We start from the raw sequence: 11,831 nt of genomic DNA on the forward strand, positions 1-11,831 counted from the left end.
CCGCCTCTCGGGAGCGCCGCCTACAGTGGACGCGTGCCGACCGACCCCGCCGACCCGTACGCCGGGCTGCTCCCGCTCGCCGCCGACGACGAGCCCCCGTACGACCCGTACGACGAGCCGCCGCCGGGCGATGACGCGTGGGCACCCGCCCCAGGACCCGCGGCCGCACCGGCGCCGACCACCCGTGCGCTGCCCGACGACGCCCCGCGGCCTGAGCCGCTCGACGTGCTGCGCACGGTGTTCGGGTACGAGTCGTTCCGCGGCGAGCAGGCCGAGGTCATCCAGACCCTCGTCGACGGCGACGACGCCCTCGTCCTGATGCCCACCGGCGCGGGAAAGTCCCTGTGCTACCAGGTGCCTGCCCTCGTGCGGCCCGGGACCGGCGTCGTCGTGTCCCCGTTGATCGCCCTGATGCAGGACCAGGTCGACGCGCTGTCCGCCGCCGGGGTGCGCGCCGGCTTCCTCAACTCCACCCAGGCGCCGCACGAGCGTCGCGAGGTCGAGCGCGCGCTGCTCGCCGGCGAGCTGGACCTGCTCTACCTCGCGCCCGAGCGGCTGCGCGTCCCCGACACCCTCGCCCTGCTGGGCCGCGCGCGCCTCGCGCTGTTCGCGATCGACGAGGCCCACTGCGTGTCCCAGTGGGGGCACGACTTCAGGCCCGACTACCTCCAGCTCACGGTGCTGCACGAGCGCTGGCCGGACGTCCCGCGCATCGCGCTGACCGCGACGGCGACCGCCGCGACGCGCGAGGAGATCGCCGAACGCCTCGAGCTGACCGACGCGCGGCACTTCGTCGCGAGCTTCGACCGGCCCAACATCCAGTACCGCATCACGGACAAGGCGAGCCCGCGCCAGCAGCTCGTCGACTTCCTTCGGGCCGAGCACGACGGCGACGCCGGGATCGTCTACTGCCTCTCGCGCGCGTCGGTCGAGCAGACCGCCGAGCACCTGAGCGCCCACGGGATCCCCGCGCTGCCGTACCACGCGGGTCTCGACGCCCAGGTGCGGGCGCGGAACCAGGCGCGGTTCCTGCGCGAGGAGGGCCTCGTGATGGTCGCGACCATCGCGTTCGGCATGGGCATCGACAAGCCCGACGTGCGGTTCGTCGCCCACCTCGACCTGCCGAAGTCCGTCGAGGGCTACTACCAGGAGACCGGCCGCGCCGGCCGCGACGGACTGCCCGCGACGGCGTGGCTCACGTACGGGCTCCAGGACGTCGTGCAGCAGCGCCGCATGATCGAGAGCTCGGAGGGCGACGCCGCGCACCGGCGCCGGCTCGGCACGCACCTCGACGCGATGCTCGCCCTGTGCGAGACGGCGTCGTGCCGCCGCGTGCAGCTGCTCGCGTACTTCGGCCAGGCCAGCCAGCCGTGCGGCAACTGCGACACCTGCCTGGCGCCGCCCGAGACCTGGGACGGGACCGTCGCGGCGCAGAAGCTCCTGTCGACCATCGTGCGGGTCGAGCGGCACGGCCAGGACGCCGGACGCGGCCCGCGCCGGTTCGGCGCCGGGCACCTGGTCGACATCCTCCGGGGCAAGGCGACCCCGCGGGTGTCCGACCTCGGCCACGACGCGCTGACGACCTTCGGCGTCGGGGAGGACCTCAGCGAGGCGCAGTGGCGCGGGGTCGTGCGCCAGCTGCTCGCCCAGGGCCTCCTCGGCGTCGACGGTGACGGCTACGGAACGCTCGTGCTCACTCCGGCGAGCGCCGAGGTCCTCACGGGTGGGCGGAAGGTGCCGCTGCGGCGCGAGCGCGAGCGGCCCGTCCGCACGAGCGCCCGCGGGAGCCGCTCGCGGGCCGCGGCCCCGGAGGCGACGCTCGGGCCGGACGCCACGCGGCGGTTCGAGGCGCTCCGCGCCTGGCGCGCAGCTACGGCCAAGGAGGCCGGCGTGCCCGCGTACGTCGTCTTCCACGACGCGACGCTCCGGGAGATCGCCGAGCGCGTGCCCTCCTCGCTCGCCGAGCTCGGCACGGTCGGCGGCGTGGGCGCCACCAAGCTGGAGAGGTTCGGCGCGGGCGTGCTCGAGGCGCTCGCGGACGCAGGCTGAGGGGCGCCGGGTAGAGTCGCGACAACTCTGCCGGAAGGGCACCCCTGAGACATGAGCATGCTGAACGACCAGCCGGACGCCGCCGTCGCGGACGTGATCCCCTGCGAGGACGAGCCCATCCGCATCCCGGGCTCGGTGCAGCCCCACGGCGTCCTGCTGGCCGTCCGCGGCCACGACCTCACGATCCAGGCCGCGTCGGCGAGCGCGGCGCCGCACCTGGGCTGGACCCCGGAGGAGCTCCTCGGGCGACGTCTCGGTGACGTCCTCGGCGCGGCGGCCGTCGGTGACCTGCGCTGCAGCGACGAGGCCACGGACCCGCGGCGCATCGAGCCGACGCTCGCGGACAGCACGGCCGGGGCGTTCGACCTCCTCAGCCACCGCGTCGGCGACGTGACGATCGTCGAGCTCGAGGCCGCGCTGCCAGCGCCGGGGGAGGCGCCGTCCCGCATGCGAACCTCCCTGCGCGCGCTCCAGGCCGCCGGCACCATCGAGACCCTCACGGCGGTGCTCGCCACCGAGGTGCGCCGGGTCACCGGGTTCGACCGCGTCATGGTCTACCGCTTCGACGCGGACTGGAACGGCGAGGTCGTCGCGGAGGACGCGCGCGCCGACCTGGACCCGTTCCTCGGCCTGCACTACCCGGCGTCCGACATCCCCGCGCAGGCGCGGGCGCTGTACATGAGCCAGTGGATGCGGTCGATCCCCGACGCCCGGTACACGCCGAGCCCGCTCGTCCCGCCGGTGCTCGACGGCCAGCCGCTGGACCTGTCGGGCTCCGCGCTGCGCAGCGTCTCGCCGGTGCACCTGCAGTACCTGGACAACATGGGCGTCCGCGCCTCGATGTCGGTGTCGATCGTGGTCAACGGCCAGCTCTGGGGCCTCATCGCCTGCCACCACTACGCCGGTCCGCACTTCCCGAGCGCCACGGCGCGTGGCGTGGCCGAGTTCCTCGGTCGCACCGCGTCCGTCCTGGTCCAGGGCAAGCTCGAGGAGGCCCGGCACCTGGAGACGCTCGCGATCACCGCCGCGTCCGCGCAGATCACCCGCGCGCTCGCGGCCCAGACCCGTCAGCCCCTCGAGACCCTCACGCACGACGACGCGATGCTCGAGCTCTTCGGGGGCGTGACCGGTGGAGCCGTGCGCATCCACGGCGAGCTGCGGCTGCTGGGCGCGACGCCGACCATGGCGGACGTCACCGAGCTCTACCGCGTGGTCAGCGAACCGGGGCTCGGACCGTTCTCGTCGTCGTCCCTCGTCCGGGATCTCGCGGGCGCAGGCGACGACGTGATCGCGCTCGCCAAGCGGATCACGCCCACCGCGAGCGGCGTGCTGCTGGTGCCGCTCGGTCGGGGCGAGGACTTCCTCGCGTGGTTCCGCCCCGAGGTCCTGCGCGAGGTGCACTGGGCCGGAGACCCGGAGGCCAAGGGCCTCGAGGAGACCGACGCCGGCCTGCGGCTGACGCCGCGCGCGTCGTTCAGCGACTGGGTGGAGCGGGTGCGCGGAACCGCGCAGGCCTGGCAGCCGGCGGAGGTCGCCGCGGGACAGCGGCTCGCGCAGGACCTCGCGGGCGTGATCTCCCGTCGTGCGGCGGAGGGCAGCCGCATCGCCGCGGCCCTCCAGCGCATCGTGCTCACGGAGCACCCGCAGATCCCGGCGGGCTACACCCTGGCCAGCCGGTACCTGCCGAGCGGGCGGGACTACGTGGGCGGCGACTGGTACGACGTCACCGTCCTCGAGGACGGTCGCGTGGTCTTCATGGTCGGCGACGTCGCGGGGCACGGCATGAGCGTCGCGGCCATCACGGCGCAGCTGCGCCACGCCCTGCGGGCGCTGCTCGTGCGGGAGGACAGCGCCGCGGCGGCCCTGCGGCAGCTCGGTGCGCTGAGCGCGACGCTGATGCCGGGTGAGTTCGCGACCGTGAGCGCCGCCGAGCTCGATCCCGCGACCGGCCACGTCCGGGTCAGCAGCGCGGGCCACCTGCCGGCCCTGCGGGTGCGCGCCGACGGCACGGCGGCGTACCTGGACCGCGACCAGGGGCCGGCGCTGGGCCTCGGGATGACGGCCGAGTACGGCGAGGTGGCGCTCGAGCTCGAGCCGGGTGACGCTGTCGTGCTGTTCAGCGACGGGCTCGTGGAGGAGCGCGGCACCGCGATCATGGACTCCCTCGCGCAGCTGTGCGCACGCGCCGCAGAGATCGGCCCGGACCCGGAGGCCCTGTGCGAGGGCCTGATCGCCGCCGGTCCGGTGACCCCCGACGACGTCACGGTCCTGGCCTTCCGGCGCGACTAGCGGCGCCGGGTCAGGCGAGCGCGGCCGCGGCGGCGCGCGCGGTGAAGAGGCAGCCCGCGAGGAACGTGCCCTCGAGGGCCCGCTCGCCGTGGATCCCGCCGCCCCCGAAGCCCGCCGCCTCACCGACCGCGTAGAGGCCGGGGAGCACCGAGCCGTCGGGCCTCAGCACGCGGGCGTCGGTGTCCGTGTGGAGCCCGCCGAGGGTCTTGCGGGTCAGCACCCGCAGCCGCACGGCGAGCAGAGGTCCGTCGTCGGGCGTCGTCATCGGGCGGGGCGGGCTTACCCGGATGGCCCGGTCGACGAGGTACTCCCGCGCTCGCGCGGTCGCGACGACCTGAGGGTCCTTGCCCAGACCGCTGCTCACCTGGGCGTCGCGCAGCGCGACGAGCCGTTCCAGCGCGTCGGCGTCCACCCGGTCCTCGCCCGTGAGCGCGTTCATCCCGGCGGCGAGCGCGCGTGGAGTCGGGGCCCACACGAAGTCCGGGGACGTCTCGGCGAACCGGGCCACGGGCCCGACCGCCCGCGGCAGCACCCGGGACAGCAGGAGCCGGACGTCCTTGCCGGTGAGGTCGGGGTTCTGGTCGGAGCCGGACAGGGCGAACTCGGCCTCCATGATCGCGCGGTTGAGCACGAACCAGGAGTAGGAGTCGCCGCGACCGGTGATGTGCCGCAGCGCGCCGAGGGAGTCGAACCCGGGGAACAGCGGCGCGGGGAGGCGGCCGCCGTCGGCGTCGAGCCACAGGGAGCTCGGCCCCGGCAGGATGCGCACCCCGTGGTGCGACCACACCGGGTCGGCCATCGCGATGCCCTCGGGGTAGTGCCACATGCGGTCGCTGTGCACGAGGTCCGCGCCGGCCGCGACGGCCCGGGCGAGCAGCTCGCCGTCGGTCGAGTCGGGGACGCCGGACAGCATCGCGTCCGGAAGCTGCCCGGCGGTCGCGGGCCAGCACGCGCGGACCAGGTCGTGGTTCGCGCCGATCCCCCCGGAGGCGATGACGACGGCGTCGGCGGCCAGCTCGACCTCGCGCACGACGGCGCGGGACGACGGCGTCCCGCGCGGGGCGTCGTCGGGCGTGAGCACCTCGACGCGCACGCCCGTGACGGCGCCGTCGGTCGTGACGAGCCCGACGACGCGGTGGCGGAACAGCACCCGGAGCGTCCCGGCGCGGTTCGCCTCGTGCGCGGCGGCGACGAACGGCGTGAGGATCGCGGGCCCGGTGCCCCAGGTGATGTGGAATCGCGGCACGCTGTTCCCGTGGCCGCCGGCGAGGTGCCCGCCGCGCTCGGCCCACTGGACGAGCGGGAACCAGCGCACGCCCATGCCGTGCAGCCAGTCGCGCAGCGGCCCGGAGGCGAACTCGACGAACCGCTCCGCCCAGGCGTAGCCGTGCCGGTCGGGTCCTTCGCCGCGCTCGGCGCCCGGCGCGAACTGCGCGGAGCCGAGCCAGTCGGTGAGGGCGAGGTTGGCGTCGTCGTGCACGCCGAGGCGGCGCTGCTCGGGCGAGCCGACGAGGAACAGTCCGCCGAACGACCACCAGGCCTGCCCGCCGAGCGAAGCCTCGGGCTCGGTGTCGAGCAGGGTGACGCGACGCCCGCGGCGGGCGAGCTCGGTCGCGGTGGCGAGGCCGGACAGGCCTGCGCCGATGACGATGACGTCGGTGTCGGCCATGGTCGGACCCTAGCGGCGCTCCTGCTCAACATCTATTGTGCACAATCAAGTTGCACGCTACGGTGATGGAGATGGAAGCCCCGACCGACCCCCTCGCGCTGGACTCCCAGCTCTGCTTCGCCCTGTACAGCTCGCAGAAGACCCTCACCGCGGCCTACCGCGACCTGCTGGCCCCGCTCGGGCTGACCTACCCCCAGTACCTCGTCATGCTCGCGCTGTGGGAGCACGACGGCGTCACGGTCTCCCGCCTGGGCGAGCGTCTGGGGCTGGACAGCGGCACCCTCTCGCCGCTGCTCAAGCGCCTCGAGGCCGCCGGGCGCGTGGAGCGCCGGCGGGCGTCCGACGACGAGCGCCTCGTCCACGTGCACCTCACCGAGGCGGGGCGTGCGCTGCGCGCCGGCGCGCTCGGCATCCCCGCGTCGCTCGATGCGCGCATGGGGCTCGACCGCGACGAGGGCGCGACGCTGCACCGCCTGCTCACCAAGATCTGCTCGACCAACCCGGCCCGCCCGTCCGGGCAGCCTCGTCCCGAAGGAGAAACGCCATGAACCCGATCTACACCGCCGAGGCGCTCGCGACCGGAGGCGGCCGCAACGGCCACGTCACGACCACCGACGGTCGCGTCGACCTCGAGCTGGCGATCCCCAAGCCCATGGGCGGGTCCGGTGAGGGCTCCAACCCTGAGCAGCTCTTCGCCGCCGGCTACGCGGCCTGCTTCCACAGCGCGCTGCAGGCTGCGGCCCGTGAGCAGAAGGTGACGATCGAAGGCTCGAGCGTGGGCGCCCAGGTCCACATCGGCACGCTCGACGGCGGCGCGTTCGGCCTCGCGGTCACGCTCGAGGTCGTCCTGCCGGACGTCCCCGAGGACACCGCACGGACCCTCGCGGACCGCGCCCACCAGATCTGCCCCTACTCGAACGCGACCCGCGGCAACATCGAGGTCCAGGTCAACGTCGTCGAGGACTGACCGCCCCTCTCCTCCGCCCGCCCTTCCTGGTTGGATGGGGGGATGGGACGGACCAGGGTCGGGCGCGTCGAGGTGATCAGCGGGCCGATGTTCGCGGGCAAGACCGAAGAGCTGCTGCGCCGCGTGCGCCGCGCCCAGGTGGGGGGCCGCGAGGTCGAGGTGCTCAGTCACGTCCTCGACACCCGTCGGGGCACCGGCACCGTCAGCACCCACTCCGGGCTCAGCATCCCGTCGCGGACCGTCGCCGACGCCGAGGAGATCGAGCGAGTCGTCGCCGCGCGCCCCACCCTCGACCTCCTCGCGGTCGACGAGGGCCACTTCTACGGCCCTGACCTCCTCGGGACCGTCATGCGCGTGGCGGACCGCGGCCTCCTGGTCGTCGTCGCCGGCCTCGACGTCACGTTCGACGCCCGTCCGTTCGAGCCCATGGCGTCGATCGCGGCGCTCGCGGACTCCGCCGACCGCCTGACCGCAGTGTGCTCGCAGTGCGGCGCCGACGCCCCCTTCCACGAGCGCCTCTCCCGTCCCGCAGCGGACCCGCGTGTCACGACGGGCGAGCACGTCGGCGGCGCCGAGGCCTACCGCGCCGTGTGCCGCGACCACCTCACAGCCCCGTGGTGGCGCGCGACGGGGGCGGCCGCGTGAGCGCAGAGACCGCCTGGCCCCGCCCGGCCCAGGTCATCGTCGGGGTCGACGTCGGTACAACCGCCGCGAAGGTGGTCGGCTTCGGCGTCGGCTCCCCGTGGCGGCACGTGGCCGTGCGCGAGTACCCGCTGCTCGAGCCCGTGCCCGGCCACCGCGTCCAGGACCCGGAGACCGTCTGGGCCGCGACGGCGAGCGCGCTGTCCGACGTCGTCGCGGCAGCCTCGGGGGCCGACGTCCTCGCGCTGTCGGTGAGCACCGCGATGCACGGCCTGATCGGGCTCGACGCGACGATGCACCCCGTGACGCCGCTGGTGACCTGGGCCGACGCTCGCGCCACGGAGGTCTCGCGGCGGCTGCGGGCCGACGGCCTCGGCCCCGAGCTGCACCAGCGCAGCGGCACTCCCGTGCACCCGATGTCGCCGTTGACCAAGCTCGTGTGGTTCCGCGAGCACGAGCCCGACGTCTGGGCGCGCGCCCGCTGGTGGGTCGGGCTCAAGGACTACGTGCTGCTCCGCCTCACCGGGACCCTCGTCACGGAGCTGTCCTCGGCGTCGGGCACCGGACTGCTCGACATGCCCCGGCGCGAGTGGAGCGAGCCGTCGCTCGCCGTCGCCGGCGTCAGCCCGGACCAGCTCCCGGACATCCTGCCGACGACCGCGACCCTCGGCCTGTCCCGCGCCACGGCGTCGCGAGTCGGGCTGCCGGTGAACACCCCCGTTGTCGTCGGCGCTGCGGACGGCCCCCTCGGGAACCTCGGCACCGACGCGATGGCCCCCGGCGTCGTCGGCCTGTCGCTCGGCACGTCCGGGGCCGCGCGCATGATCGTCGACGCGCCCCCGGCCGTGCTCGACCCGTCGCTGTTCTGCTACGCGCTCACCGACACCGCGTGGGCGGTCGGCGGTGCCGTGAGCAACGGTGGGATCGTCGTGCGCTGGGCTGGCCAGGCGCTCGCGCCCGACCTGCGCTCCCTCCCGGACGGGCCGACGGCGGACGAGCGGCTCCTCGAGCTGGCCGCCACCGTGCCGCCGGGCGCCGACGGCCTGGTGATGCTGCCCTACCTGCTGTCCGAACGTGCGCCGCTGTGGGACCCGGACCTCACCGGCGCGTTCCTCGGGCTGCGGCGCAGCCACACCCGCGGGCACCTCGTGCGTGCCGCGGTCGAGGGCGTCGCGCTGCAGCTGACCGCGATCGTCGAGCACATCGACCAGATCCAGCCCGTCACGTCCGTCCGCGCGACGGGCGGCGCCTTCCGGGCCCCGCTGTGGCGGGAGATCATGGCGGCGACCACGGGCCGGCCGTTCCACGCCGTCGGTGCCGCGGAGGGGTCGGCCCTCGGGGCGGCCGCCCTCGGGCTGCACGCGCTCGGCCGGGCCCCGGTGCTCGCCGACGCGCCGGCCCTGCTGCGGGCACCCGGCGCTCCCGACGCGGAGGAGGTCGCCGTGACCCCGGAGCTCGTGGCCGCCTACGCCGCGAGTCGCCGGCTCCTGCCCGAGCGCATCGCGGCCCTCCAGGTGGTGGCGGGCCTGTTCGCTTGACGCGGAGCGCCCTGCTCGCGGTGCGGTGGCGTAGGTTCGCACGAGAGTGCGATTCTGTCCTGGCGCAACAGCGTCGAGGCGGCGCAGCGGAACGGAGGTCGGTCATGTCGGTCGCGGGATACTTGCACGAGTTCGCGGTCCGGTCCGTCGCCGTGTTGGGCGGGAACGTCGAGACCAGCATCCTGCTGCGCTACCGCGGGGTCAGCATGCGCGCGGCGAGCAGCAACGCGGCGGCGGCGCGGTGCGACCAGGTGGAGGCGCGCTCCGGGGAAGGGCTGTGCGTCGACGCGATGGACTCCGGAGACCTCCTGATCGTGCGTGACCTCGCGTCCGAGGTGCGGTGGCGGGACTGGCGCGAGGCTGCGGCGAAGGAGGGGTTCGTCACCGCAGCCGCCGTCCCCGCGGAGATCCTCGAGGGGATGAGCCTCGCGCTCAACGTCTACTCGCGAAGCCCCATCGACTGGACCGAGGAGGTCCAGCAGGTGATCGGTGCCTATGCGGAGCTGGCTGCGGCAGCGGTCCGGCTGCACCTCGAGCGGGAGCCCGCAGAGCTGGAGAGCGAATTGGCGAGCGAACCGAGCGGTGCCGATGACCCCGGCGTCGTGGAGCGAGCCGTCGGCGCGATCATGCACGCCAACGGCTGCCGGGCCGAGGAGGCCCGGGAGCTGATCGCGACGTCGGCGCAGAACGCGGAACTGAGCCAGCGCGCCGTCGCGCTGACGATCCTGCGCGCGCTCGTCCCGGGCGAGGGCGACCGCACGACGGTCTGATCGCGGTCGGCACCGGGCCGACGGGCCCGGTCGGCACCGGGCGTGAATCAGTTCGCCTGGAACGCCTGCGTGGCCCCACACTCGTCTGCGTGGGACACATCGAGATCAACGACGTCAGCTACACCCTCCCCGACGGGCGCCCGCTGCTCGGCGGCGTGACCCTCCGCGTGGCTGAGGGCGCGCGGGTGGCGCTCGTGGGACCCAACGGCGCGGGCAAGACGACGCTGTTCCGCATCGTCGCGGGCGACCTGGACGCGCACGGCGGGGCCGTCACGCGGACAGGGGGGCTCGGCGTCATGCCGCAGATGATCGGTCGGATCGATGACGACCGCACGCTCCGCGACGTGCTCGTGGACCTCGCACCGAAGGCGGTGCGCGACGCTGGTCGCGAGGTCGCGGCCGCCGAGCTCGCCATGATGACCGCGGACGACGAGCCCACGCAGATGCGCTACGCGCAGGCGCTCGCGGACTGGGCCGACGCCCGCGGGTACGAGGCCGAGAACGACTGGGACCGGGTGACCGACGAGGTCCTGTCGATCCCGTTCGAGCAGGCGCAGTGGCGCGAGATGCGCACCCTGTCGGGCGGGGAGCAGAAGCGCCTGGTCCTGGCGGCCCTGCTGCGCGGTCCGGAGGAGGTGCTCCTGCTCGACGAGCCGGACAACTACCTCGACGTGCCGACCAAGCGGTGGCTCGAGGGCGCGCTGGTCGACTCTCCCAAGACGGTCCTGTTCATCAGCCACGACCGCGAGCTGCTCGCGCGGACCGCGACGCACGTCGCGACCCTGGAGCCGGGCGCCGCCGGAGCGACCGCCTGGGTGCACGGCGGCGGCTTCGGGACGTACGCCGAGGCCCGGGCGGACCGCGTGGGCCGGCTCGAGGAGCGGCGTCGGCGCTGGGACGAGGAGCACGTCAAGCTGAAGGAGCTCGTGCGCTCGATGAAGGACAGGTCGGCGTTCAACGACGGCCTCGCCAGCCGGTACCAGGCGGCCCAGACCCGACTGCGCAAGTTCGAGGAGGTCGGCCCGCCCGAGGTCGTCGCGGCGGACCAGAACGTGCGGGTGCGTCTGACCGGTGGGCGCACCGCCAAGCGTGCGGTGGTCGCGGAGGACCTCGAGCTGACCGGGCTCATGAGGCCGTTCAGCACCGAGCTGTGGTTCGGGGACCGCGTCGCGGTGCTCGGGTCGAACGGCTCTGGCAAGTCGCACTTCATGCGGCTGCTCGCGGCGGGCGGGTCCGACGGCGGCGCGGAGCACGCGCTCGTGGGGGACGACGTCGTCATCGCGCCCGTCGCGCACACCGGCGTCGCCCGCCTGGGCTCGCGAGTACGCCCCGGGTGGTTCGCGCAGAACCACGCGCACCCGGAGCTCGACGGCCGCACGCTTCTGGAGATCCTGCACCGCGGGGACGGCACCCGGCAGGGTCTGGGGCGAGAGCCCGCGAGCAAGGTCCTCGACCGCTACGGGCTGGCCCGGGAGGTCGAGCAGCGGTTCGAGACGTTGTCCGGTGGGCAGCAGACGCGGTTCCAGATCCTGCTGCTCGAGCTGGCCGGGGCGACGCTGCTGCTGCTCGACGAGCCGACCGACAACCTGGACCTGCACTCGGCGGAGGCGCTCGAGGAAGGGCTCGCGGGCTTCGAGGGCACGGTCGTGGCCGTGACCCACGACCGCTGGTTCGCGCGCGGCTTCGACCGGTTCCTGGTGTTCGGCTCGGACGGCCAGGTCCGCGAGAGCGACACCCCGGTGTGGGAGGAAGGCCGGGTAGCCCGCCCCCGCTGACGATCAGCCGTCCCCACTGGCGCGCCCGCCCGCTGGCACGGCCCGCGAGATCGTGACTTTGCCCGCGAGATCGCTACTTCCACGTCACGAAGTGGCGGCAAAGTCACGAAGTCGCGCGCTGCGGTGGGGGAT

Annotated in this window: 9 protein-coding genes; 8 read left to right on the plus strand and 1 reads right to left on the minus strand. The window is 74.5% G+C overall.

Translation table 11 applies throughout. The annotated features are described in order from the left end of the window. Positions 1–33 precede the first annotated feature (33 nt). Both recQ and BMZ30_RS01685 read left to right on the plus strand, forming a co-directional pair. Entirely contained in the window at positions 34–2,049 is a 2,016-nt protein-coding gene (gene recQ, locus BMZ30_RS01680; protein ID WP_373296811.1) for a DNA helicase RecQ, read from the plus strand. Between the two features lie 51 nt (positions 2,050–2,100). After that, on the plus strand, positions 2,101–4,338 hold the full coding sequence (locus BMZ30_RS01685; RefSeq protein WP_093374470.1) for a SpoIIE family protein phosphatase: 2,238 nt from the start codon (positions 2,101–2,103) through the stop codon (positions 4,336–4,338). 10 nt (positions 4,339–4,348) lie between these two features. Here the strand turns inward: BMZ30_RS01685 and BMZ30_RS01690 are convergent, their stop codons facing one another. Next, complete coding sequence (locus BMZ30_RS01690; RefSeq protein WP_093374472.1) at positions 4,349–6,007, minus strand: FAD-binding dehydrogenase; 1,659 nt, start codon at positions 6,005–6,007, stop codon at positions 4,349–4,351. A 71-nt stretch (positions 6,008–6,078) separates the two neighbouring features. Between BMZ30_RS01690 and BMZ30_RS01695 the strand changes: the two genes are divergently transcribed. The 6 genes from BMZ30_RS01695 (at position 6,079) to BMZ30_RS01720 (ending at position 11,699) form a co-directional block, all read left to right on the plus strand. After that, positions 6,079–6,555 carry a MarR family winged helix-turn-helix transcriptional regulator gene (locus BMZ30_RS01695; protein ID WP_219810168.1) on the plus strand — a complete coding sequence of 159 codons (477 nt, stop codon included), beginning with the start codon at positions 6,079–6,081 and terminating at the stop codon, positions 6,553–6,555. Next, a complete protein-coding gene (locus tag BMZ30_RS01700; protein WP_093374476.1) occupies positions 6,552–6,974 on the plus strand; it encodes an organic hydroperoxide resistance protein in 423 nt (140 codons plus the stop codon). Before BMZ30_RS01695 ends, BMZ30_RS01700 begins: the two co-directional genes overlap by 4 nt. A gap of 42 nt (positions 6,975–7,016) precedes the next feature. Continuing rightward, positions 7,017–7,619 (plus strand): thymidine kinase, encoded by a 603-nt coding sequence (locus tag BMZ30_RS01705; protein WP_093374478.1) that lies wholly within the window; start codon positions 7,017–7,019, stop codon positions 7,617–7,619. After that, positions 7,616–9,154 carry a gluconokinase gene (locus tag BMZ30_RS01710; protein ID WP_093375645.1) on the plus strand — a complete coding sequence of 513 codons (1,539 nt, stop codon included), beginning with the start codon at positions 7,616–7,618 and terminating at the stop codon, positions 9,152–9,154. Before BMZ30_RS01705 ends, BMZ30_RS01710 begins: the two co-directional genes overlap by 4 nt. Before the next feature lie 104 nt (positions 9,155–9,258). Beyond that, positions 9,259–9,924: an ANTAR domain-containing protein gene (locus BMZ30_RS01715; protein WP_093374480.1), complete on the plus strand. Its 666-nt coding sequence runs from the start codon at positions 9,259–9,261 to the stop codon at positions 9,922–9,924. 89 nt (positions 9,925–10,013) lie between these two features. Further along, positions 10,014–11,699, plus strand: coding sequence for an ABC-F family ATP-binding cassette domain-containing protein (locus tag BMZ30_RS01720; RefSeq protein ID WP_093374482.1), 1,686 nt, complete (start codon positions 10,014–10,016; stop codon positions 11,697–11,699). Positions 11,700–11,831 lie beyond the last annotated feature (132 nt).

The sequence above is a fragment of the Flavimobilis marinus genome, assembly GCF_900113055.1.
GTDB classification, from domain to species: Bacteria; Actinomycetota; Actinomycetes; order Actinomycetales; family Cellulomonadaceae; genus Flavimobilis; species Flavimobilis marinus.

Bases quoted from the DNA above. Each gene is read 5' to 3' on its own strand.
- BMZ30_RS01685 (WP_093374470.1), top strand. From the start codon at position 2,101: ATGAGCATGCTGAACGACCAGCCGGACGCCGCCGTCGCGGACGTGATC.
- BMZ30_RS01690 (WP_093374472.1), bottom strand. From the start codon at position 6,007: ATGGCCGACACCGACGTCATCGTCATCGGCGCAGGCCTGTCCGGCCTC.
- BMZ30_RS01695 (WP_219810168.1), top strand. From the start codon at position 6,079: ATGGAAGCCCCGACCGACCCCCTCGCGCTGGACTCCCAGCTCTGCTTC.
- BMZ30_RS01700 (WP_093374476.1), top strand. From the start codon at position 6,552: ATGAACCCGATCTACACCGCCGAGGCGCTCGCGACCGGAGGCGGCCGC.
- BMZ30_RS01705 (WP_093374478.1), top strand. From the start codon at position 7,017: ATGGGACGGACCAGGGTCGGGCGCGTCGAGGTGATCAGCGGGCCGATG.
- BMZ30_RS01715 (WP_093374480.1), top strand. From the start codon at position 9,259: ATGTCGGTCGCGGGATACTTGCACGAGTTCGCGGTCCGGTCCGTCGCC.